The 23,478-nt window shown below is 58.6% G+C and carries 21 protein-coding genes; 10 read left to right on the forward strand and 11 right to left on the reverse strand.

Annotated elements, in window-relative coordinates:
- Positions 1–284: 284 nt before the first annotated feature.
- Positions 285–1,406 carry a cupin domain-containing protein gene (locus IAE50_RS03460; RefSeq protein WP_200579575.1) on the reverse strand — a complete coding sequence of 374 codons (1,122 nt, stop codon included), beginning with the start codon at positions 1,404–1,406 and terminating at the stop codon, positions 285–287.
- Positions 1,407–1,471: 65 nt separating this feature from the next.
- Entirely contained in the window at positions 1,472–2,395 is a 924-nt protein-coding gene (locus IAE50_RS03465) for a LysR family transcriptional regulator (RefSeq protein WP_200579576.1), read from the reverse strand.
- 101 nt (positions 2,396–2,496) lie between these two features.
- Between IAE50_RS03465 and IAE50_RS03470 the strand changes: the two genes are divergently transcribed.
- Positions 2,497–3,564, forward strand: coding sequence for an SDR family oxidoreductase (locus IAE50_RS03470; protein ID WP_200579577.1), 1,068 nt, complete (start codon positions 2,497–2,499; stop codon positions 3,562–3,564).
- On the opposite strand, the gene IAE50_RS03475 is transcribed toward IAE50_RS03470, so the two are convergent.
- Positions 3,551–4,324, reverse strand: a complete 774-nt coding sequence (locus IAE50_RS03475) for a class I SAM-dependent methyltransferase (RefSeq protein WP_200579578.1) — start codon at positions 4,322–4,324, stop codon at positions 3,551–3,553. The genes IAE50_RS03470 and IAE50_RS03475 overlap by 14 nt on opposite strands.
- A gap of 113 nt (positions 4,325–4,437) precedes the next feature.
- On the opposite strand from IAE50_RS03475, the gene IAE50_RS03480 reads away from it, so the two are divergent.
- The gene (locus IAE50_RS03480) at positions 4,438–5,217 is read left to right on the forward strand and encodes a helix-turn-helix transcriptional regulator (RefSeq protein WP_200579579.1); all 780 of its coding nucleotides are present in this window, start codon (positions 4,438–4,440) and stop codon (positions 5,215–5,217) included.
- Between the two features lie 40 nt (positions 5,218–5,257).
- On the opposite strand, the gene IAE50_RS26700 is transcribed toward IAE50_RS03480, so the two are convergent.
- Both IAE50_RS26700 and cspA read right to left on the reverse strand, forming a co-directional pair.
- Positions 5,258–5,446, reverse strand: coding sequence for a cold-shock protein (locus tag IAE50_RS26700; RefSeq protein WP_076769157.1), 189 nt, complete (start codon positions 5,444–5,446; stop codon positions 5,258–5,260).
- 10 nt (positions 5,447–5,456) lie between these two features.
- Positions 5,457–5,669 carry an RNA chaperone/antiterminator CspA gene (gene cspA / locus IAE50_RS03485; protein WP_023480861.1) on the reverse strand — a complete coding sequence of 71 codons (213 nt, stop codon included), beginning with the start codon at positions 5,667–5,669 and terminating at the stop codon, positions 5,457–5,459.
- Between the two features lie 362 nt (positions 5,670–6,031).
- On the opposite strand from cspA, the gene uxuA reads away from it, so the two are divergent.
- Entirely contained in the window at positions 6,032–7,099 is a 1,068-nt protein-coding gene (uxuA, locus tag IAE50_RS03490; RefSeq protein ID WP_200579580.1) for a mannonate dehydratase, read from the forward strand.
- A 22-nt stretch (positions 7,100–7,121) separates the two neighbouring features.
- Here the strand turns inward: uxuA and IAE50_RS03495 are convergent, their stop codons facing one another.
- Genes IAE50_RS03495 through opgC form a run of 6 tightly spaced genes read right to left on the reverse strand, consistent with a single transcriptional unit; the run spans position 7,122 to position 11,793 of the window.
- A complete protein-coding gene (locus tag IAE50_RS03495; protein WP_200579581.1) occupies positions 7,122–7,637 on the reverse strand; it encodes an ATP-binding protein in 516 nt (171 codons plus the stop codon).
- Positions 7,638–7,682: 45 nt separating this feature from the next.
- Positions 7,683–8,117: an ATP-binding protein gene (locus IAE50_RS03500; RefSeq protein WP_200579582.1), complete on the reverse strand. Its 435-nt coding sequence runs from the start codon at positions 8,115–8,117 to the stop codon at positions 7,683–7,685.
- Between the two features lie 3 nt (positions 8,118–8,120).
- Entirely contained in the window at positions 8,121–8,459 is a 339-nt protein-coding gene (locus IAE50_RS03505; RefSeq protein WP_042718254.1) for an STAS domain-containing protein, read from the reverse strand.
- Positions 8,459–9,649, reverse strand: coding sequence for a PP2C family protein-serine/threonine phosphatase (locus IAE50_RS03510; RefSeq protein ID WP_200579583.1), 1,191 nt, complete (start codon positions 9,647–9,649; stop codon positions 8,459–8,461). Before IAE50_RS03510 ends, IAE50_RS03505 begins: the two co-directional genes overlap by 1 nt.
- Positions 9,650–9,658: 9 nt before the next feature.
- A complete protein-coding gene (locus IAE50_RS03515) occupies positions 9,659–10,564 on the reverse strand; it encodes a hypothetical protein (protein WP_200579584.1) in 906 nt (301 codons plus the stop codon).
- An 11-nt stretch (positions 10,565–10,575) separates the two neighbouring features.
- Complete coding sequence (gene opgC / locus IAE50_RS03520) at positions 10,576–11,793, reverse strand: OpgC domain-containing protein (protein WP_200579585.1); 1,218 nt, start codon at positions 11,791–11,793, stop codon at positions 10,576–10,578.
- A gap of 297 nt (positions 11,794–12,090) precedes the next feature.
- On the opposite strand from opgC, the gene IAE50_RS03525 reads away from it, so the two are divergent.
- The 7 genes from IAE50_RS03525 to IAE50_RS03555 are packed head-to-tail and all read left to right on the forward strand — an operon-like array spanning position 12,091 to position 23,435.
- Complete coding sequence (locus tag IAE50_RS03525; protein ID WP_200579586.1) at positions 12,091–13,905, forward strand: glycosyltransferase; 1,815 nt, start codon at positions 12,091–12,093, stop codon at positions 13,903–13,905.
- On the forward strand, positions 13,902–15,233 hold the full coding sequence (locus IAE50_RS03530; protein ID WP_094421986.1) for a DUF3131 domain-containing protein: 1,332 nt from the start codon (positions 13,902–13,904) through the stop codon (positions 15,231–15,233). Before IAE50_RS03525 ends, IAE50_RS03530 begins: the two co-directional genes overlap by 4 nt.
- Complete coding sequence (locus IAE50_RS03535; protein ID WP_200579587.1) at positions 15,230–16,774, forward strand: DUF3131 domain-containing protein; 1,545 nt, start codon at positions 15,230–15,232, stop codon at positions 16,772–16,774. The genes IAE50_RS03530 and IAE50_RS03535 overlap by 4 nt, the downstream gene beginning before the upstream one ends.
- The gene (locus IAE50_RS03540) at positions 16,759–18,153 is read left to right on the forward strand and encodes a DUF3131 domain-containing protein (RefSeq protein ID WP_200579588.1); all 1,395 of its coding nucleotides are present in this window, start codon (positions 16,759–16,761) and stop codon (positions 18,151–18,153) included. The genes IAE50_RS03535 and IAE50_RS03540 overlap by 16 nt, the downstream gene beginning before the upstream one ends.
- Positions 18,150–18,587, forward strand: a complete 438-nt coding sequence (locus IAE50_RS03545; protein ID WP_042718272.1) for a globin — start codon at positions 18,150–18,152, stop codon at positions 18,585–18,587. The genes IAE50_RS03540 and IAE50_RS03545 overlap by 4 nt, the downstream gene beginning before the upstream one ends.
- Positions 18,584–21,253: a response regulator gene (locus IAE50_RS03550; RefSeq protein WP_200579589.1), complete on the forward strand. Its 2,670-nt coding sequence runs from the start codon at positions 18,584–18,586 to the stop codon at positions 21,251–21,253. Before IAE50_RS03545 ends, IAE50_RS03550 begins: the two co-directional genes overlap by 4 nt.
- Positions 21,243–23,435, forward strand: coding sequence for a glycoside hydrolase family 2 protein (locus tag IAE50_RS03555; RefSeq protein ID WP_200579590.1), 2,193 nt, complete (start codon positions 21,243–21,245; stop codon positions 23,433–23,435). The genes IAE50_RS03550 and IAE50_RS03555 overlap by 11 nt, the downstream gene beginning before the upstream one ends.
- Positions 23,436–23,478 lie beyond the last annotated feature (43 nt).

Below are 23,478 nucleotides of genomic sequence, written 5' to 3' on the forward strand. Positions count from 1 at the left end.
AACGGCAAAATGCCGGATGGCGCTGCGCTTATCCGGCCTACGCGTAACTGCCTGAAATGCGCTTATCCCGCAGCCTGGAATGTAAGCCGCCATCCGGCATCTGTACACGGGAAAAATGCCGGATGGCGCTACGCTTATCCGGCCTACGAGTAACTGCCTGAAATGCGCTTATCCCGCAGCCTGGAATGTAGGCCGGATAAGGCTGTAAGCCGCCATCCGGCATCTGCACAACGGCAAAATGCCGGATGGCGCTGCGCTTATCCGGCCTACGCGTAACTGCATAATTAATCCTCGAAATACCAATAACCCTGATTGACCAGCCAGGTCAGCTCGTCGGCAAAGGCCGGGTTATCCAGCGCGCTGCCCAACTCCTGCACGCCAATGGTGGTGTAACGACACAATGCATCGGCGGCTTGCGGCTCGGCGGTCTCCAGACATTCGCTATTAATAAAGAAACGGTCACCGACGCGCAGGGCGCGCAGCCCGCTGAGACGCGTTAATCTCTGCCCCTCTTTCAGTGCGCCGATCACCTCATCGACCGGGTAATCATCCGGCTCGGGTGCAACATCCAGCTCGTGACGCGGCGTGGTAATAAAGCTGCCAAACCAGCGGTTGAAGTGCTCGGGATCGTTGATCATCGAGATCATCATACTGCGCACGCGCGCCAGCTCGTACTCCTCCACCCGGCCAGTATGTTCCCGGCAGGTGAGATCCGGATCGCTGTAGTGCTCGCCGCCAAGATCGTTTTCCAGCGCGTAATCCGCAAAGCTGCTGATCAGATCGCGGCCGTTCGGCCCACGAAAACCAATCGAGTAGTTAAAGGCTGTTTCATGCGTAAAGCCATCGTGCGGGAAACCGGGTGGGATGTAGAGGATATCGCCCGGCTCAAGATCTTCATCAATGATTGGCTGGAAAGGATCAACATGCAGCAGCGCCGGATGCGGGCAGAACTGGCGCATCGGCAGCTTATCGCCCACGCGCCAGCGGCGGCTGCCCATCCCCTGAATAATAAAGACGTCATACTGGTCGATATGGGGGCCAACGCCGCCGCCCGGCACAGAGTAGGAGATCATCAGATCATCAAAGCGCCAGGCGGGTAGCACGCGAAACGGCTCCACCAGCTCGGCGGAGGGCGCATGCCAGTGGTTTACCGCCTGCGCCAGCAGGGACCAGTCGCGCTCGCCTAAGTGATCGAAGGTCTCGAAAGGACCGTTCCACGCCTGCCACTGGCCATCGACGTGGCTGACAATGCGGCTGTCGATCTCCGGCTCCATCGCCAGCCCTGCCAGTTCATCGGGCGAAATCGGGTCGACAAAATCGGTAAATGCGCCTTTCAGCACCACAGGTTGCTTCTGCCAGTACTTCTCAAGAAATTCCGGCCAGTTGAGGTTGAGTTGGTAAGCCATAGATCCACACCAGTGAGAAGGGAAACGGCGCTGATTATAAAAAGAGAGCGCCCCTCTGCGCCTTGTCATGGGTCAAGGGCAAGCGGCGGCGCGATAACTAATTGTTCGAGCGCACTTAACAGCGCATCGACTTTTGGCAGCAGCTGTTTACGCCGCGGCCACACCAGGCTGAGGGGCAACCCGTCCGGCTGCTGGTGCGGCAGCAGAATGACCAGCTCGCCGCGCGCTAACTGCTGATGCACCAGCCAGGTAGGCATCTGCCCGACGCCAAGACCTGCGCAGAGCGCGTGGCGCTGCGCATCCACATCGCCCAGCGTCATGCGGTAAGGCACGTTGCGCCACTCCGGGTGACCATCTTCCGTCAGCAATAACCAGGGTTTGCTGCTGCCATCGACGCGCTCATAGAGGATCGCCCGGTGGCGAAGCAGCTGCGCCTCGTTTTGCGGCGTGCCTTCCCGGCGCAGATAGTCCGGCGAAGCGCAAAAGACCATCTTTTCCCGTCCAAGCTGCCGGTGACCAATCGACACCGGTAAGTCGCCACCCAGCCCAATACGCACCGCCACATCAATCCCCTCATCAAAGAGATCCACAAAGCGGTCAGAGAAGGTGATGCTGAGATCAATCTCCGGGTGCTGCTGGCAAAAGGGGATCAGCGTGGGCATCACGCCGAGCCGCCCGTAGGTGGTCGGCACCGCCAGCCGCAGGCGGCCAGAGGGGATAGAGCGGTGCGCCGCCAGCACCGATTCGGCTTCCGCCAGCTCTTCAAGGATGCGAATGCAGGTCTGGAAATAGGCCTGCCCGGCATCCGTAAGCGTCAGGCGGCGGGTGGTGCGCTCCAGCAACCGCGAGCCGAGGCGCGCTTCCAGCCGGCTGATGCTTTTGCTGATCGCCGAGCCGGTCAGATGCAGACGCTCTGCGGCGGCGGCAAAACTCCCCTCTTCGACGCTGGCGACAAAGGGGACGATATCTTTCAGGCGTTGATCGCTCATGGCATTATTGAATTGAGGTTATGAATGATGTGAATTAATAGCAGAGATAAGAATTAAATTCTCTATTAGGCTTTAAAGCTGATAAAGAAAAGGAGCCCCCTATGCAAAAACGTGCATTGATAGTCGGTATTAGTGGCGTGATTGGTCGCGCACTGGCAGAACAACTTAAAGGCGAAGGGTGGCAGGTTAGCGGCCTGTCGCGCGGTCGTGGCGCAATCCCGGACGGGTGCGAAAGCCTGACCGCCGATCTGACAGATGCGGCGGCGGTTAACGAGGCGCTAAAAGAGGTGCAGGCTGATGCGCTCTTCTTCAGCGTCTGGTCGCGCCAGGAGAATGAGCAGGCCAATATCCGCGTTAACGGTGCCATCGTAAAAAACGTGATTGAGGCGCTCGGCGAGCGGCTTAACGGCAGCCACGTGGCGCTGGTGACCGGCCTGAAACACTACCTTGGCCCGTTCGAGGCTTACGGTAAAGGCGCGGTGCCGGTCACGCCGTTCCGCGAGGAGCAGGGTCGCCAGCCGGTGGAGAACTTCTACTACGCGCAGGAAGATGAACTCTTTGCCGGAGCGGAAAAGTATGGCTACCGCTGGAGCGTCCATCGCCCGCACACCATTATTGGCTATGCCCTCGGCAATGCGATGAATATGGGCCAGACGCTGGCCGTCTACGCCACGCTGTGCCGTGAAAAAGGGTGGCCGTTTATCTTCCCCGGCTCACCCGAGCAGTGGAACGGGCTGGCGGATGTTACCGATGCCAGTTTGCTGGCCGAGCAGCTGAGCTGGGCGGCACAGAGCGAGCAGGCGGCGAATGAAGATTTCAACGCGGTGAATGGCGATGTCTTCCGCTGGAACTGGCTGTGGCCTAAGCTGGCGACCTATTTCGGCATTGAAGCGGCGGCCTATCCGGCAAGCATGATGCCGCTGGAAAACCGCATGCAGGAGGCGCAGGCCGCCTGGACGGAGATCGCCGAAAAGTATCAGCTTCGCGAAGCGGATATCAACAAGCTGGCCTCTTGGTGGCATACAGATGCCGACCTCGGTCGCCCGATGGAAGCCTTCACGGATATGAGCAAAAGCCGCAAAGCAGGCTTTACCGGCTACCGCTCAACGCCGGACTCCTTCTTTGCGCTGTTTGACCGCCTGAAGCAGGAAAAGATCATCCCGCGTTAATGTTTTGCGCCTGAAACATCAGGGTGTCGGAGGTGAAACTGCCCTGCTCGTCGAGCGCGAAATGGCTTTTCACCTCATCCGAGGTGGTCTGTTGCAGGTAGCGGATCGCCGCGCGCAGCACCTCCGGGGTTTGCATACGCTCAACCCAGGAGGTGTACTCCAGCGCCAGGCGGCCGGTGACCAGCTTCTCGACCAGCAGGCCGCTCTGCTGCGTCATCTGCAACCACTCCCCCGGCGAGTAGTTGCGAACGTGGGAGGGATCGCGCAGCACTTCGATGGTTTGCAGCCAGATATCCAGCACCGGACGGCCGGGTGAAGTGATATCCATCAGAATGAACTTCCCGCCGGATTTCAGCACCCGTTGCACTTCACGTAATGCCTGCGGCACATCGTGCCAGTGGTGCGCCGAGTAGCGGCTTATCACTACATCAAATTCGCCTTCAGCAAAGGGCAGCGCTTCTGCCGCGCCGTGAACGGTGCGCAGGTTGTTCAACTGGCGATCGCTGGCGGCCTGGCGCACAACGGCCAGCATCTTCTCTGATAAATCATACGCGGTGACATCGCGCACCACGCCTGCGGCAACAAAACTGGCATGCCCTGCGCCGCAGCCTAAATCGAGCACTGCGGCCGCCGGGTTTTCACCCAGCCACTGCGCCAGGCGCACTAAATCTTCCCCCTGAGAATGTACCTGGCTGCTTAAATAGGCCTGCGCCCGATCGCCAAACTGCTGCTGCGTTAACTGATGATGATTTACGGCCATGCTCTTTTTCCTTTTCATGATAGATGACGACAAACCGGCTCAGTTGAGACTGTACGGCCCTTTTTATAGGGGTACAATATGGCTACTTATACTGGTATTAACAGGTACCCCCCATGGAAAACACCCTCTTTGCCGGGCCAAAAGCGCTGGGCGAGTTCTTACGATCCCAGCGGGAAAACACGCTGCCGATGGATATTGGCCTGCCCGCGCAGGGGCGGCGGCGCACGCGCGGGTTAAGGCGGGAAGAAGTGGCGCAGCTCAGCGGCATCAGCACCACCTGGTATACCTGGATTGAGCAGGGGCGCGACATTGTTGTCTCGCCGCAAACCCTGTCGAATATCGCCAACGTATTAAGAATGAAGCCAACGGAGCGAAATTACCTCTTCCATCTGGCGCGGCAGAACGACCCGCAGGAAGAGCATGTGGTGACGGTGGAAAGAGAGGTGCTGGCCTCGGTGCAGCAGATGGCGTGCCCCTGCTATCTGCTCGATTTAACCTGGACAATGCTGGCGTGGAATAGGGCAGCCGAAGCGCTTTTCAGCGGCTGGCTGGACAGCGATCCGCAGCCGAATATGATGAGTTTTATGTTCCGTCATCCGCTGGCGCGCACGCTGGTGGCTGACTGGGAGCCGCGCGCCAGCCGCATTGTGGCGGAGCTGCGGGCCGATGCAATGCACTATCCGCACGACCAGGCCCTGAATAGTTTTGTTGAGAGTTTGCGTAGTGAGAGCGAGCTGTTTCGCACCTTCTGGTCGCGCCAGCAGGTGGTAGTGCGCGAAGGCGGCGAGCGGGTGTTTATGCATGCACAGCGCGGAGAGCTGCACTACCGGCAGATGACCTGGCAATTAACCAGTAATCGTTCGGTAAAAATGATTATGTTGGTGGGGGAGTAAAAAAGAGGCATAAAAAAAGGCCAGTAAACTGGCCTTTTTATTATTTACGGAATTCCATCGTAACGTGGTTTGACTGCATAATCGCGGCGATATTATCAAATGTCATCATTGCAGATTTGCAAAAAATACATTTGGCACCGGCCGGATTTTTCTCAGTCACGTCAAAATTGGAGACTCTGTATTGCGACCCGTGACAGCACGGGCAGCGGAAATGGATATGGTTCGTAATAAAATCGTCCTTAGCGCGGCACTACGTTAGCAGCGGCCGGGCCTTTCGCACCATTTTCAATGGTGAATTCAACTTCTTGATTTTCATCAAGAGTGCGGTAGTTATCGCTCTGGATTGCAGAGAAGTGTACGAATACATCTTTGCTGCCATCTTTAGGAGTGATGAAGCCAAAGCCTTTCTCAGCGTTGAACCATTTTACGATACCAGTCATTTTATTAGACATGTTTGTTACCCTTTTGTGTTATAGGCCTTTTTAGGCGGCAATGGTCTGAGGCATTATTTATCAGCGTGTAAAGAGACCCAAAAAGAAGTAACTATCGAGGTACTTAGAGATGAGAGAGACTTTAGTGGACTACTGGCTGGAGATAATGATTTATCAAACCGACGAGTCATTAACGCACGGTTATGGTTCAGGGCGCAAGGCTTTATTTAGAAACTTTTGTCAGCATTACGTAAACGTTAGATAAGCAGCGTAACGCGAAAATGGGTTGTGTGAAGAGGATCGCAAAAAGATAGCGTGCTGCGCGTTACTATCAATACTAGTATGGCAGTTAAAGCTATGGACTGATAAAGGTGGTAACAAGCATGCAAATGACGATGCGCTGGTTTGGGCCAGTCGAAGATAAAATTCCGCTGGCGCATATTCGCCAGGTTCCAGGCGTTGAAGGCGTGGTGGGCGCGCTGTATGACGTGCCCGTCGGCGAGGTGTGGCCGCAGGATAAAGTGCGCGCGCTGGCCGATCAGGTTAAGCAGGCCGGGTTAAAAATGGAGGTGATTGAGAGCGTCAACATTCATGATGACATCAAAATCGGCCTGCCGAGTCGCGATCGCTTTATCGCCAACTACCAGCAAACCATCCGCCATTTAGCGGAGATCGGTATCAAAGTCATCTGCTACAACTTTATGCCGGTGTTCGACTGGATGAAGACCGAGATGAACTATGTCCTGCCGGACGGCTCAGTGACCATGGCGTTTGAGAAAAAAGGCATCGATAAAACACTGGATGAAGTGGTGAAAGAGGTGCTGGAGAATTCCAACGGTTTCGCGCTGCCGGGCTGGGAGCCAGAACGGCTGGCGAAAGTGCAGGAGCTGTTTGCCAAATATAAAGATGTCGATGAGAACAGACTGCGCCAGAACCTGGTCTATTTCCTTGAGCGTGTGATCCCGGTGTGCGAAGAGGTCGGCATCAAAATGGCGATTCATCCGGACGATCCGCCCTACTCTATCTTCGGCCTGCCGCGCATTGTGAAAAACCGCGACGATCTCGACTGGATCTGTAATGCCGTCAACTCCGAGGCCAACGGCATCACCTTATGCACCGGCTCCATCGCCGAAGATCCGGATAATAACGTCTACGAAATTCTCGCCGAGTTTACCCGCCGCAGGCGCATCCACTTCGCCCATGTGCGCAATATCAAGCTGATTCAGGATAAGGATTTCTATGAATCAGCGCACCTTTCGCGCTACGGCTCGCTCGATATGTATGAGGTGATGAAAGCCCTGCATGACAACGGCTTTAATGGCTATATTCGCCCTGATCACGGCCGTTTTATCTGGGGCGAAACCGGGCGTCCGGGCTATGGCCTCTACGACCGTGCGCTCGGCGTTACCTATCTGCACGGCTTATGGGAAGCGCTGGAAAAACGCCACTAACCCTGACCAACGGCACCGGTGTTTACCGGTGCTCTTCTTCATAGCGGCGCACCTGAAAGCCCTCTTCATCGGCGGGCGGCACAAAGTAGCGGGTAATCCACTCAAACTGCGCGTCGGTGGCGGCGAAATCGTGCTCGCCCGCCGCATTGCGCTGGCGCAGGCGCGCTTTACAAGCCTCATCGCTTACCACGAGATAGTGCAGCAGATGCTGCGCCCCGGCGTCGTGAATAATCGACATCATCCACTGACGGCTGGCAACGGTATTGGCGGGAAAATCGAGGATCACGTTTACCCCGGCCTGTAACAGGGCGATGACATGGGGTTTAATTGCTCGCTTAAGCACCGCGGAGTAGTGCACATAATCCTCTACGCTTCGCATCGACTCTTTAAACAGCAGTGCCAGCCAGCTATCTTCGCTGAGCACCACGCTGCCCGGCGTTTGCGCAAGCGTTGCCGCCAGAGTCGATTTACCGGAGGCGATTTTGCCGCAGAGAATATGCAGCGTTGGCCCGTTTTGGCTTGTCTCATCAATGCGCATGCTATGGCTCCCGTTTGCGCTTAACCCGAGCCCCGAGCATACGAGTTAGCCGCTCGCCTCTTCAACTCCCCATTTTTTGCACAGCGTGGCGATATTTACCCCTGCCTGCCGCTGTACATTAAAGCTGTCGACGCTGAGCAGGATCAGCTTCAGCCCGCGCCCGCTCTCCAGATCCGGTGCCATCTCAAGGCCATTTTCCCGCTGTGCAGCCAGTAAGCGTTCAGCGGGAAACGGCTCGCCGTGATCGCGAAACGTCAGTTGCACCTCCTGCGCGCTGGCGACAAACGCGATGCTAAAGGTGGCTGCGGCCTGCTGATGCAGGCTATGGCGAATAATATTGGTCGCCACTTCGCACACCGCCAGATCGAGGGCGAAGCGCCAGCTCTCATCCACAGGCAACGGGGCCATCTGCGCGTTCAGCCACTCAGCAAGCGGCGAGAGCGCGGTGAGCGAGGCGGGGAAAGTTATCTCGCTAGCCATAATTCACAGCCCAAGCAGTTGCAGGGCGGCGGCCCGGTCCGCGCTGATGCGAAAAATGCGATCCATGCGCGTCAGGGTAAACATGTTTTTAATGCCGGGATTGAGGGCGCAGAGCACCATTTCGCCTTTGCCGTTCATCATCTTCATTAATGAAACCAGCGTGCCGAGGCCGCTACTGTCAATAAAGTCGACCTTGCTGAAATCGACAATCAGCGCACGCGGCTCATCACCCATCTCGCGGGCGATCGCCTCTTTAAAAGCCGCGGAAACGGAGGCATCCAGCCGTCGAATCGCTGGCGTAAGGATCGTCACCTGCGGCTGACGTTCGCTATCGATATTCATCACTTCTCTCCATTTCGTTCAATGATTAACAGGGAAACATCATCTGCCATCTGCTCGCCGTTGCGCCAGCCGGTTAAGTGCTGGCCAAACTGTGGCAGAAGCGCGCCGATAGCCTCGTTAACGTGCTGTTGCAGCCACTGCTGCAAGCGTTGCGGGCCAAACTGCTCGCCTGTAGGGTTTTCACATTCAGTTATGCCGTCACTAAAGAGGCAGAGCCGCTCGCCGGGGCGCAGCTCAAAATCGACATCATCCCAGTTGAGATCGGGCATCAGCCCAACCGGCGCGCCGCCGCTGCCAATCGGCGTGACCTCGCCCGCGGTTGAGACGATAAACGGCGTCGGATGACCGGCCTGGCAGAGCCGTCCTTTGCCGCTCGGCATGTGAATAACGCCATAGATCATCGTGAAATAGCTCATGATCTCCGCCTCTTCGCTGCAAAAGCGGCTGTTAAGCATGCTCACCACGTCGGCGGGCGAGGCGACGCTGCCATCAGCAGAAAAGAGGAAACGCTCCACCACGCGGCCCTGCAAAAACTGCCGTGCTACCGCAAGAGACATCATCGCGGCACCGACGCCGTGGCCCGAAACATCGACACAGTAAAAGCCCAGGTGATCGTCTAGCTGAAAGAGGTTAAACACATCGCCGGAGACCCACGCGGAGGGCAGAAACAGCCAGTCGGAAAAGTAGTCGTGATAGCGCAACTGGTGGGCGGGCAGAATCGAGTGCTGAATACGCGCCGCGGCTTGCAGATCCTGCTCAATCTGCTGTAGCGCCTCGCTGAGCCGCGCGTTGCGTGCCGCGAGCGTCGCCTCCAGCGCCAGAATGCGCGAACCAGCATGCAGCCGCGCGCGCAGCTCGCTCTGCTCCACCGGCTTGCTGAGAAAGTCATCTGCGCCTGCATCAAACCCCTGCGCCAGATCGCCAGGGTTCTCCCGCGCGGTAAGCAAAATCAGATAGATATAGTGGCCAAACTGCCGCTCGCGGATTTCGCGGCACAGGGTTAAGCCATCCATCTCCGGCATCTCCCAGTCGCTTATCACCATGCTGACGGGTGAGTTCGCCAGTATCTCCAGCGCGCTGACGCCGTTTTCCGCTTCGCTGACCACATAGCCCCACTGCGCCAGCATGCGTGAGAGCAGGCGGCGATAAATGGGCGAATCCTCCACCACAAGCACATGCTGTTGGGCCACGGCGGCTCCTTATAACGGTAAAAACCAGATCAGGCTGACGGTCCCTTCGCGGAATTTGCCATTGCCACTCTTATGGCCGGGGTAGCGCGTACCAGCGAAGTTGGCGTACTGCAACGAGAAGGAACCTGGCGTGTAGCCTGCATAACCAAAGCTGTAGCTGTAATCGCCGTTCCACGGCTGCTGCTGGCTGCGATCCGGGAACCAGAAAGCGGTAGCGCGCACAAAGAAGTGCTGTTTAAAGGTGTAACCGCAGCCACCAAGCACCACGTTTTTGTTCTGCTCAATATCGTTACTCTTCAGATCGTAGTAACGCGGCACCCAGCTGTAGCCGACCTGGCAAATCAGTGAATCGCCTTTGTTAATCAGTAGCTTATTTTCAACGGGTTTCGGCAGTGAGAATTTATAGGCCAGCGTCACCGCCCCCTGTTCAAAATAGGTTTTGCGCTTGCTGCCCGACGTCCAGAAGTGGTTATCGCCATAGTTGCTGTAGACCAGGCTAACGGTGTTGGCATGCCAGTCGTCATAGCCAAAGCTGTAGCGGAAATCGGTGGTGTAGCGGCTGGTATCCGTCACCGGCACGCGGGTGGTGATATTGGCAAACCAGAAGCTGTAGGGTGAGTATTGCAGGCTCAGGTTAACGGTCTGATTCACCTTTCTTTTCTGCTCGGCGCTGCTGGAACTGTTCGGGATCGTTACCCACTGCTCTTTCAGGCCAGTACCAAAGCTGAGCGCGCCGGAAAAGGGTTTGTTGTTACCGGAAAAAAGACGCCCCCAGCGGCTGGTAAAAACGCCGACCTGCACCGGGTCGCCATTGCTGTCACGCAACGACTCGCTCTCCGCTTCACTCTTTTGCGCCGCATTCGCTGCCGGTAAGGTAGCGAGCAGCGCGCAGGCCAGTAGATATCTCTCCCGCATTAAGCCTTTCCTCAGTTAGGTATCCAGCGCGCGCCAACATTGTATTTCGCCAGCAGCCACAGCACGCCGAGCGCTGCCGCATGCACCAGCGTGTTGACGATCCACGCCTGTCGCCAGAGATCGAAGGTGACGAACTGGCTCACCGCCAGCACCACATAGACATGCAGAATAAAGACGTACAGCGAGTGCTGACCCAGCGGGATAAGAAACCAGCCGGTCAGGCGATAGATGGGCCGCCAGCCCCAGGTCAACAGCAGATAGACCGTCACCATCAGGCTGATATCATTCAGTACCCGCACCGGGCCAAGACCGTTTTTCGCCGCCCAGGTGTGGTAAAACGCGTTGAAATCGGCAGGTGGAATCACATGCATCAGCAGTTCCGGCGGCATAAAGGGGTTGGTGTGGTTCTGGGCAACGAAGGCCAAAATCAGCGCAACGATCACCAGCGCCACAATCACCACTTTGCCCGGCGGCGTGCGCGCCAGCGAGAGCAGCTCGGCTTTGTACCAGCCGCAGCTCATGCCGAGGACGAAAATAAATTGCCAGGCGAGCAGTGGAAAGGCGAACTCAAACTCGGACACCGTCACCCGCACCGGCCAGCGCTGCCAGCAGCCATATACCAGCAGGGAGAGGCTCAATAACCACCACACTCTGCCCTGTTTAAGCAGCGCCAAAAAGAGCGGGCTTAATAACAGCAGGAAAATATAGAGGCCAAGGATTTGCGTCTGGTGCGGCCCGATTTGCAAATAGAGCACGATGTTAAACCATGTCTCTTTTATTTGCGGCGTCACCGGATAAAGCGACCACGATGTTCCAGAAAATCGGTCGGTAAAGTGGGTTACTTCAAACACATTTAAAAAAGGCAAAAAACCGAGTAGCAGCATCGACAATATGATGATGATATTAACGCGATATATTTTCCACGCCCGCAGATATAATCCCCAGCAAATCGTTAATAGCGCCGCTTTTTGCAGCCGCGCCCGATTAAGCATCCCCAGCATAAACCCGGAAAGAATAACAAAGCCTTCGGCACCGGTCGTTAAGCCAAAACGCTCCCACGAAAATATATTAAATATCGACATCACTTCCGTATGCGCCACTACCATCATCACCAGCGCAATACCGCGCATTAAATCGATACGCAAATCGCGGTTACCGGCAACAGAATAGCGCCATGCCGTTGATTCTACGTTATCTTTTTGCGTTAGCGCGGGTGCCATCTGGCTCATAAAAGTAACCTGTTAAGTGCGGCAATAAAACAACAGGGAAATTATTTAGATAGCTTAAATACGCCTGACTGGCAATGTTAGCGAGGCGAAAAGCGCAGCGCGAAAAATCGTTCAAATTGATATTAAATTAACTGCAACGAATTATTCCGCGTTGCGCTTTGCTGGAAACTTTTAATCAGCCATCTACACTTACATTACTTTTTGTTTTACCGGGAAGTTATTACGCCAGGCCGCGAAACAGGTCCGCCTGGGTATTATCTGATTTCTTATTATTACGGAATAAAGATAACAACCGCTATGGGCTTCTACTTTTCCCGATTTGAAGATCGCAAACCGCCCGAGCCGCTGAAAACGCCGCGCTGGGCGATGATTACCTGGCAGATATTAGCGGTTGCGGCGCTGATTCTGGGTGCGAATTATATCTACTGGCGCTGGACGGCGTCGCTGAATATGGATGCCCTGTGGTACGCCATTCCGCTGGTATTAGCGGAAACGCTGGCGTGGATTGGTACGGTGTTATTTACCATCAACCTGTGGAAGGAGGAGGATCCGCCGCAAGCGCCGCCGCCACAGGAGATCAATGACTGCCTGGGCGCGGATGAAGCGGTCGAACCGCGTCCGGTGAAAGTGGACCTCTTTATCGCTACCTACTCCGAAGATGTTGAGCTGGTCAGGCTCTCCATCCGCGATGCGATGAAAATGGCGTACCCCTTTCCCCTCGATTACCGCGTGCACGTGCTGGATGATGGGCGACGCCCGGAGATGAAAGCCGTCTGCGATGAAGAGGGGGTCAATTACATTACCCGGCAGACCAACATTGGCTACAAAGCGGGTAACCTGCGCAACGGCCTTGAGCAGACCGACGGCGATTTTCTGGTGATTTGCGATGCCGACACCCGCGTCTTCCCGACCCTGCTCGCCCATACCCTCGGCTACTTCCGCAACCCGGATGTGGCATGGGTGCAGACGCCGCAATGGTTTTACGACCTGCCCGCCGGGGAGAACCTCTCGCGCTGGCTGGAGCGAAAAACCGGCAAAGTGGGCTACGCCTTTGGCTGGCTGGCGCAGAAAATTGTCGGCCCGGTAACGATGGGCCGCGATCCCTTTTTTAACGATCCGCGCATGTTTTACGATGTGATCCTGCGCCGCCGTAACTGGGCCAACGCCGCCTTCTGCTGCGGCGCGGCGTCGGTGCACCGGCGCGAAGCGGTGATGCAGGCAGCGCTGCGCAGCTATGTCTGGACGGTGGAGGAGGAGATCGACCACCATACGCGCGATATCCGCGATCCCGCCACCCGCGAGGCGCTCCAGGACGCGATGCGTCCCCATGTCGCCTTCGATACCGAACTGACGCCCTATAAATTCCACGTCTCGGAAGATATCTACACCTCGATCCTGCTGCATGGCGATGCGGCGCGAAACTGGCGCTCGGTAATGCACCCGCGTATCGAATCAAAAATGTTATCGCCGCAGGATATGTTGACGTGGATGATCCAGCGCTTTAAGTATGCCGCCGGATCGCTCGATATTCTGTTTCACGACAATATCTTCAGCCGCCGCCGCTTTAAGCTCTCGCTGCCGCAAACCCTGATGTACGCCACCACCTTCTGGTCCTATATGGCCTGCGTCTGGAATGCCATTTTCCTGATTTCGCCGATTATCTACCTCTTCACCGGCATTCCGCCGGTGTCGGCCTGGTCGACGCCCTTTTATCTCCACTTCCTGCCCTTTTTTATCCTCTCGGAGCTGGCATTTATGTTTGGCACATGGGGTATTTCCGCCTGGGATGGGCGCGCGTCCTACCTCTCCTTCTTCTCGATGAACCTGCGGGCGCTGAATACGGTGCTGCGCGGGGAGCAGATCAAGTTTCACGTTACGCCGAAGGAGCGCCAGACCGGGCGCTTTCTCTACCTGGTAAAACCGCAAATCGCCATCGTGCTGCTCACCCTGACCGGGCTGATTTGGGGCGGCATTCAGGTGGCACGCGGCCAGGTGGATGACCCTTCTGGCTATGTCATCAATATCTTTTGGGGTGCCGTCAACATCGCCGCGATGTTGCCGCTGATCCTCGCCGCCATCTGGACGCCGGACGAAGAGGAGGCGCGAACATGAGAACGCGCGACGCACTGCTTTCTGCACGCAGTTACATCACTATCCTGCTCGGTTTTCTGCTTGGCTTCGCCATCGTGGTGTGGGTGGAAAAACAGATGCCGACCCGCGTTGAGAGCAGCGGCGGCATGGCGCTCAGTAAAGATTTCCCGCCGCTGCCCACCTCGCGTGCGCTCACCTTTGAGGAGGCGATCTGGGCGCGCGTGGCCTGGCAATATTACGTCAACAATACGCAACCCAACGGCCTGCCGAATGCGCAGGATGGGCAGGCGTGGTTCAGCTTATGGAGCGCGGGCAGCTATCTGCTGGCGGTGATCGCCGCACAGCAGTTGCACATCCTCAGCGAAGCAGAGAGCGATGCACGCATCAGCAATGCGCTGGCAACCCTCGGCGGGCTGCCGCTTACGCCGCAGGGCGTGCCGGCGGCCTACTATCACTCCGACACTTTGAAAATTCTTGGCAAGCCGGAAAGCTCCGCCATCGGCATGGGCCGCCTGCTGGTGGCGCTGCAAACCCTGCTCTGGCGCTCGCCGCAGCACGCCGAGGCGGTGCGCGATCTCTTTAACCGCTGGCAGGTGGGCGCGCTTATCGTTACCAGCGGCGCAACGCAGGCCGCCGCGCCGCTGCATCACTGGGCGCTGGCAAGCGACGAGCCGCGCAACAGCTTTGGCTATCGACTTTATGCCAGCCATACGCTGCGGCTGATTGACAGCGCCGCCGGGCTGGCGGTGACCAACCCGCCGGAAGGGCAGCAGATGATCGATATCGACGGCATTATGGTGCCCGATGAGGGGCTGCGCACGCCGTGGGGACGCCAGCCTTCGCTGATTAGCCTCCCCTATCTGTTAACTGGCCTTGAGCTGGGGTTTGATGCACAGAGCGCCGAAATCGCCTTTCGTATCATGCAGATCCAGCAGCGCCGCCACAGCCTGCGGGTGCGTAAACCACCTATCAGCACCGACTATGCCGAACCCGCGCCGGACTTTATCAATGACCTGCCCAACCGCCAGCCTATCGACAACGAGGCGCTACGTGATGCGCCGCCGGAGCTGACGGCGATCACCTCGACCCGCTCGGCCTTCGCCTGGTATGCCCTGTTTCGTAACAGCTGGAGCGAGGCCCTGCGCCAGCAAGCGCAGGTGCTGCAAGTGCCGGGCAAAGGGTGGCAGCGCGGGCATAACCTCAATAACAGCGTGAACAGTGTGATTGATGCCGACACCAATGCCATCGTGCTGGAGAGCCTGGCCTATATCGCCCACGGCCAGATGCTGTGCCTGGCCTGTTTTAATCCCGCGCCCCGTTCCCCTTCGTCAGCAGGAGCTACGCCATGAAGCTGAAAGCACTTCTCTTTTTTCCCCTGTTGGCCGGGTTTATGGCGCTCTGGATGACGCTGAGCCAGGCGCGCGCCGGCGATCTTCCGGCATCGGACTATGCGCCGCGCAGCGGCAAGCTGACGGCGCAAGAGATGACGATGGCGAGAAACGCCTGGCAATACTTTGTCGCCAACTACCAGCCCACCACCGGGCTGGTTAACGCGGTAAACAAATACCCCTCCACCACCATGTGGGACAGCGGCTCCTACCTTGCTGCGCTGACGGCGGCACGCGAACTGGGGATTATCGATAAAGCGGAGTTTGACCGGCGGATGCTGAAGATCCTCGCCACCATCAACAAGCTGGATCTGTTTCGCAATGAACTGCCCAACAAAGCCTATAACACCCTCACCGCGCAGAAGGTGAACTACACCAACAAACCGGGCGAGATTGGCTTCTCGGCGCTGGATATCGGCCGCATGTTGATCTGGCTGAAGGTAATCAAAGAGCGCTACCCGGAGTATGGCAACAGTATCGATAACATCGTGCTGGGCTGGGATTTTAGCCATGCTGTTGACCCGTGCGGCACGCTTTACGGTGCTTACCTCGAAAACGGTCAGCCGAAGTATGTGCAGGAGGGGCGTCTCGGGTATGAGGAGTATGGCGCCGCCGGTTTCCAGCTGTGGGGCTTCAACACCTGCCAGGCGAGCCGACCGCAGCCCTACGAGCTGGCGGAAATTTACTGCGTGCTGGTGCCGTACGACACGCGCGATCCTCGTGCCACCTCACAGCACAACTATGTGGTGACTGAATCCTATCTGCTCTACGGCCTTGAGTTCGGCTTTGATAACCCGAACGATCGCAACAACAGCCCGCGCAACTACTCCCATCCGTGGATGAAAAACTTCGCCGACCGCGTCTACCAGGCGCAGGAGAACCGCTACACCATTACCGGCGTGCTCACCGCCCGCTCCGAGCACCAGCTCGATAAAGCCCCCTACTTCGTCTATGACACGGTCTACACCGATGGCTATGACTGGAACACCATCACCGATAAAGGGCAGTTTATGCCCAGCGCCGCCGCCGTCTCGCTGAAAGCGGCGCTCGGCATGTGGGTGCTGTGGGATTCGCCCTACACCGATCGCCTGATGAGCGCCATCGAGAACGCCAACGAAGAGGGCAAGGGTTACTACGAAGGGCTGTATGAGAATGGCGACGGCCCGATCAAAGAGTTCACCGCCAACAACAACGGCATCATGCTTGAGGCGCTGCTGTTCAAAAAAGAGGGCAAGCTGCTGCAGTTCAACACTGATAACCCGAAAAACCGCAACTTCGCCCCATCGCTGTGGGAGAAGAAGCTGGTCGATCTGTTTGAGGAGAACAACGCCCGCCGTAACCGACCGTTCCTTGAGAGCACGCCGTCGGTGAAAAACTGGTGTCAGCAGACCGGCACCACCCAACGCACGAGACCTGTCTGCCAGGCGTGCCAGTGCGCCTCCTGTAATGCGGATGAGCCTGTGAAGCTGCCGCCGGTGACTGCGCAATGTCTAAAACCGTAGTTCGCTGGCTGGCGATCCTTCTGCTACTAGTCGCCGCCGCCTTTGCGCTATTTAGCGAGGGCGGCGCAGGCTGGCGCTGGCTGACGAAAGGGGCGTGGAACACCACCGCGCGCGTCAGCAGCCTGACGCCGCAGGAGCGCGAGTGGGCCACTATTGCCTGGCGCTACTTCGTTAATAACACCCAACCGCAAACCGGGCTGGTCAACGGCAGCGACAAGCAGCCGCGCGTTACGCTGTGGCAGATGGGCGACACGCTTATCGCCCTGCTGGCGGCAAAAGATCTCGATCTGGTTGATGATAAGGAGTTTGACGCGCGCCTCACCCGCCTGCTCGGCACCCTCAACCGGCTGATGCTCACCGATACCCGAACGCCCGGCAGGCTCTACTCCAGCCAGACGGCGACCATCGTCGACTTTAGCGGCAAGCCGGTGAAGAGCGGCTGGTCGGCAAAAGATATGGCGCGGCTGATGCTGGCGCTGCGCCTGACCGCCGAGCGTGCACCGCAGTACCGCGAGTATCTCGACAAAGTGATCCTGCGCTGGAACTTCTGCCCGGTCATGGATAGCGAAGGCGAGCTGTGGTCCGCCTCGCTGCAAAACGGCCAGCCGGTGGTGCGCGAAGAGCTGCGCCTCGGCGAGAGCGAATATGCCGCCAGCGCCTTCCGCCTGTGGGGCTTCCCGGCCGGGAAAGCGCTCACGCCGCCGTCGAAAAACGTCATCATCTACCAGCGCAGCCTGCCGGTGGATGCCCGCGATCCGCGCACCACCTGGCAGCCGTCAATCCTCTCAACGGTGCCAGCGATGCTGCCGGGGCTGGAGTTTGGCTGGCAGCCGCCGGGGCTGAGTGATGAGGTGCAAACTCTGCTGCGCGATCGGGCGCAGGGCGTCTGGCTGACACAGAAAACGCGCTGGGAAAAAGAGAAGACCCTCACCGCCCGCGCCGACTTCACCCTCGCGCAGGCACCGTGGCACGTGGAGGATAGCGTGTGGGGAAATGGCTATGCGTGGAATACCCTCGGCGATGACGGCAAATATTACCCGCGGCTGGCGCAGGTGACGACCAAAGCGGTGTTTACGCTGTGGGTGTTGTGGGACACCGCCTACACCAACGCTCTGATGGCGGTGACGGAACACTTGAACGACCCCGAACGCGGCTGGTTTGAAGGGCGCGTTGAAGCGACAGGCGATATCAACAAAATGGTGACGCTCTCCACCAACGCGATGGTGCTGGAGGCGCTGCTCTACAAAGCCAACGGCGGGCCGCTCTTTCGCGACGGTTTAATCGACGATGAGAGCTATTTCGTGCGCCGCACGACAGATGAATTTAACAAACCCGGCCTATGCCTGCCGGGTGAACGCACCCCGAGGGCCGCGCCATGAAATTCTACCGCGATCTCTTTGAAGCGAGTCTGAGCCGCGTCTTCCCTGATGATGAGAAGCGCGCCTTCTTTAACGCCTTCTACACCACCTTTATGCATATGTCGCCGGAGACGGAGCAGCACTTCGCCCGCTTTGGGAGTGAAGAGGGGCAGCAGCTGGTTTATAAGAGCTTCTTTGCCATGCTGGCGGTCGACGGCGCGCTGTTTGTACCCGATTTCCTTGAGCGGCTGGCGCGCGAGCAGAGCACCGACGGCCTGCGCTTGCCGCCGCGCTTTTTTGCCCTCTGGCGGGAAGCGATGTTAATCACCGTGCGCCAGCGCGACCCGCAGTGTGATGAAGAGACGCTGACCGCGTGGGCGATGGCGATTGCGCCGGGGCTGGAGTACCTGCGCCGCCAGGCGGAACTGCACTACCAGGCCGGGGAGGCGTCATGACAACAGCCTGCCATTTTGACCTCAACGCCCTGCCCGCGGCGGTGCTCATCTACGATCGCCACGGGCGGCTGCTGGCGTGGAATGCGCATGTAGAGGCGTTTTATCCGGCGCTGGCCGGTGGGCTAAAGACGGGGGCGACGCTGCAAAGCCTGGCAGAGAAGTTTATCGACGCGGCCTATAACACCGACCCGAGCCGCCGCCAGACGCTGCGCGAGGCGATCATCCGCAACTGCCGCCAGGATAACCACCGCGAAGTGCGCCAGGCCGGGCAGCGCCGCCTGTTTGTTCAGCACCAGCGCCTGGCGGATGGCAGCATCGTCAGCCTGCACAGCGACATCACGCAACTGGATGAAGCCCAGCGTTCGCGCCAGCAGCTGCACGATGATTTCCTGCTCACCGCCGACTCTATTCATATTGGCATCTGGGACTGGCAGATCTCGGCCGACAATTTGCAAGTCAACGACACGCTGCTAACGATGATTGGCCTTCCGCGCAGCCAGTGGCACCATCCGGCGCGCTTTCTGCTCAGTCTGGTACATGAAGAGGATCGTGCCCGCCTGCGCCAGGCGATGCAGGGTTCAACCCGCCACCACGTTCCGGTGTTTGAGTGTGAAATCCGCGTTCGCCATCAGAGCGCGGAGTGGCGCTGGATGCTGCTCTCCGGCCAGGTGGTAACGCTGACCATGCAGGGCGACGCGGAGCGGGTGGTCGGCACGTTGCAGGATATCACCCGCCGTAAAGAGGCGGAGCTGCTGGCGATTGAGGCGGCGAAGGTGGCACGCGACGCCAACGAAGCGAAGAGCGCCTTTCTGGCGAATATGAGCCATGAAATACGCACGCCGATGAACGGTATTCTCGGCATGACGCAACTCTGCCTCGACACCCAGCTCAGCAGCGAGCAGCGCGAGTACCTCTCGCTGGTGATGAGTTCGGCACAGTCGCTGCTGCATATCATCAATGACATTCTCGACTTTTCGAAAATCGAGGCGGGGAAAATTATTCTCGATGAGGAGCCGCTGGAGATCCGCCCCTTTATCCAGGCACTGATCCGCCCGCATATGCCCGCCGCCAGTGAAAAAGGCATTGAACTGCTGGTCGATATCGATCCCGCCGTGCCGGAGGTCGTCTCCATCGATGGCCCCCGGCTGCGGCAGATCCTCACCAATCTGCTCGGCAATGCGCTGAAATTTACCCATCAGGGGGAAGTGGTGCTCGCCATCTCGCCGGGCGAGGAATCTGGTAGCTGGCGTTTTGCGGTGCGCGACAGCGGCATTGGCATTCCCGCCGAAAAGCAGCAGGCGATCTTCGAAGCCTTCAGCCAGGCAGACAGCTCCACCACCCGCCGCTATGGCGGCACCGGGCTGGGGCTGACTATCTCCGCGCGGCTGGTGAAGATGATGGGCGGCGAGCTGGCTGTAACCAGTGAACCGGGCGTGGGCAGCGAGTTCGCGTTCAGCTTAACGCTGGTAAGCCAGCCTGCCGCACTGGCGGCAATGCAGATGACGCGTTTTAGCGGCGAGCGGGTGCTGGTGGTGGATGATAACAGCACCAACCTGCGCCTGCTGGAGACGATGCTGACGCAGATGGGGCTGGTGCCGCACTGCGTCGATAACGCTCACCAGGCGCTGCGCCTGACGGCAGAGAGCGAACCCTTTCCGCTGATCCTGCTTGATGCGCAGATGCCGGAGATGGACGGCATTTCGCTGGCGCTGGAGCTTTCGGTGCTGCCGCAGGCGAGCCAGAGCCGCATCATTATGCTCAGTTCCATGAACCGCCACTTCGATGCGCGGATGCTTAAACGCATCGGCATCGCCCACTACCTGCATAAACCGGTGGCACAAAGCGAGCTAAACCAGGCGATCGCCAGCGTGCTGGCACCGGGTCGCCTGCCGGAGCCTGTTGCCGTCGAACAACCTGTCGCGCCGCAAGTGGCAGCCAGCGCGCTGCGTATTCTGCTGGCGGAAGATAATCTGGTGAACCAGAAGCTGGCGCTGCGTCTGCTGGAGCGGCTCGGCCACCACGCCGAGGTGGTCGATGACGGGCGCGCGGCGCTCGATCGCTGGCATGAAGGGGGCTGGGATCTGATCCTGATGGATCTGCAAATGCCCGGCATGGATGGCGAAACGGCGATCCGCCTGCTGCGCGAAGAGGAACGGATGCACACTCTCAGCCACCAGCCGGTGATCGCCATGACCGCGCACGCCATGCAGGGTGATAAAGAGCGCTGCCTGGCAATGGGCTTTGATGGCTATATCGCCAAGCCGGTAAGCCAGCAGGCGCTGCACGATGAGCTGACCCGCATTACGCAACAGGACGATGACGGGTTGCCCACGCAGAGCGCCCTGCTCGCCCAGTGCGCCGACGATGCTGAACTGGTTAACGAGCTGCTGGTGCTGTTTGCCGACAGCGTCGGGACGATGCAGGCCGCGATTGCCGATGCCATCCATACCAACGATCGCGACGGCCTGCGGCGCGCGGCGCATAAACTGCGCGGCGAGGCGATCGCCCTCGATTTCACCCGTCTGAGCCAGCTGCTGCATCAGCTTGAGAGCCAGGCCATCAGCCTCGATCAGCAAGCACTGGATAACCTGCACACGACGCTTCGCGAGGAGTTTGTGCGCGTTGAGGCGTGGCTGCAACGCCGGGAGGCAAACCATGATGCGTAACGCGCTGCTGCTGTCGCTCTTACTCTCACCCCAGGCTTTCGCCACTGCGCTGCCCGTCACCTGGTCCCTTGCCGGAGAGTGGCGCGTGCACGATGCCAACGATCCCGCTTTCGATGGCGTCAGCGCCTCCAGCGCCGACTGGCGCACCCTGCGCGTGCCCGCCAACTGGTACAGCGATGGGCTGGATCACCAGGGCGCGCTCTGGTACCGCCACAGCTTTACCCTGCCAGAACAGTCTGCCGATACGCTGGCAACGCTGGTGTTTGACGGCGTCGACTACCTGGCTGATGTGACGCTGAACGGCAAGCGCCTGGCACACCATGAGGGCTATTATCAGCGCTTCCCGGTCGATGTCAGCCAGGCGCTACGCCGCCATAACCAGCTGACGGTGCGCGTCGATAGCCCGTTTGAAGATCCAAAAACTATCTGGCCGCTGCATAAAACGATGGTCAAAGGGGTGCTGAACCAGCATGACACCCGCCCTGGCGGTGCCTGGTCGGCGCAGGGGCAGGATGCCAACTCCGGCGGCATCTGGGCCCCGGTCCGGCTGCACCTTAGCCGCGGGGCGGCAATCGATGAAGTCATCCTGCGCCCGCAGTGGCAACAGGGGCTAACGAAGCCGATGCTGCGCGCCGAGATCCGCTACCGGGCGAAACAGGCCGGGCCGGTGACGCTGCGCCTGGCGGCGAAGCCGGATAATTTTTATGGTCGTGACTACCGTCAGGAGTTTCCCGTCACACTTGAGGCGGGCGACAGCAAGGTGCTGACGGTAACGCTGCCGATGGAAGCCGCCAGGCTCTGGTGGCCGGTGGGCCACGGTAAACCCAACCTCTACCGCGTTCGCGCCTCGCTGATCGATCGGCAAGGGGTGATGGATACCGCCGTCACGCGCACCGGCCTGCGCAAAATGGAGGAAGCGCCGGATAACAAAGGCTGGCGCATCAACGATAAGCGCCTGTTTGTGAAGGGCAGCAACTATATCGGCTCGCCGTGGCTCGGCACCATGACGCGCGCCAGGTATCGCCAGGACTTCGAACTGGTAACGGGGATGAACGCCAATGCGATACGCGTGCATGGTCATGTCGCCGGGCGCGCGCTGTATGACGTCGCCGATGAGATGGGGCTGATGATCTGGCAGGATGTGCCGTTGCAGTGGGGCTATAACAACAGCAGCGAGTTTGCCGGTAACGCCGCGCGCCAGACGCGGGAGATGGTGGCGCAGTTCGGCAACTCCCCGGCGATTGTCGCCTGGGGTGGACACAACGAGCCGCCGTGGAACTCGCCGTGGATGGAGAAACGCTTTAAAGACTGGAATAAAGATCTTAACCGCGAGCTGACGCAGAAAGTGGCGGACGCGCTGGCCGAGGACACCTCGCGTATCGTGCACCGCTACTCCGCCGTGGAGGAGCACTACTGGCAGGGGTGGTACTTCGGCACCATGCGCGATGTGCTGGCTCCGGCGAAAACCGGCATCATCACCGAGTTTGGCGCGCAAGCACTGCCGCGCCTCTCCACCCTCAAGACCATTATTCCCGCCAGCGAGATGTGGCCGAAGAGTACCGATGCGAAAGATCCCGGCTGGGATCGCTGGAAGTACCACAACTTCCAGCCGTTCCAGACCTTTGGTTTTGCCAACGTGCCGCGCGGCGAGAATATTCAGCAGACCATCGATAATACCCAGCGCTACCAGGCGGAGCTGGTTGCAATGGCGGCAGAGAGCTATCGCCGCCAGCGTTATCAACCGGTTACCGCCCTGTTCCACTTTATGTTTGTCGAGACCTGGCCGTCGATAAACTGGGGCGTTGTTGACTATCTGCGTCAGCCGAAAGCGGGCTATTACGCGCTGCAAACCGCCTATCAACCGCTGCTGCCCTCTATCGAGCCGGTCACGGCAAACTGGAAGACCAATAGAGCGAATATCCTGCGGCTGTGGGCAATTAACGATAGCTGGTCGGCCTGCGAAAAGTGCACGCTAAAGTGGCGCATCACGCAAAACGACAACAGCCTGGAGAGCGGTGAGCTGCCGCTGACCCTCGAAGCGGACTCCGGCCAGATGGTGAAAGAGGTTTCGGTAACCCCCACCGCGCCCGGCGAAGCCAGGATCGCTTACTGGATTGAAGACCAGCAGGGCAAAGTGGTCGGTAAAAATGCGCGCGTGGAAGCAGTAACGGCCGCACCGTGACAGGTGCGGTCATAACCTTTACTCTGCCCGTTATCGCCATGTC

The sequence above is a fragment of the Kosakonia sp. S42 genome, from assembly GCF_016624785.1.
GTDB classification, from domain to species: Bacteria; Pseudomonadota; Gammaproteobacteria; order Enterobacterales; family Enterobacteriaceae; genus Kosakonia; species Kosakonia cowanii.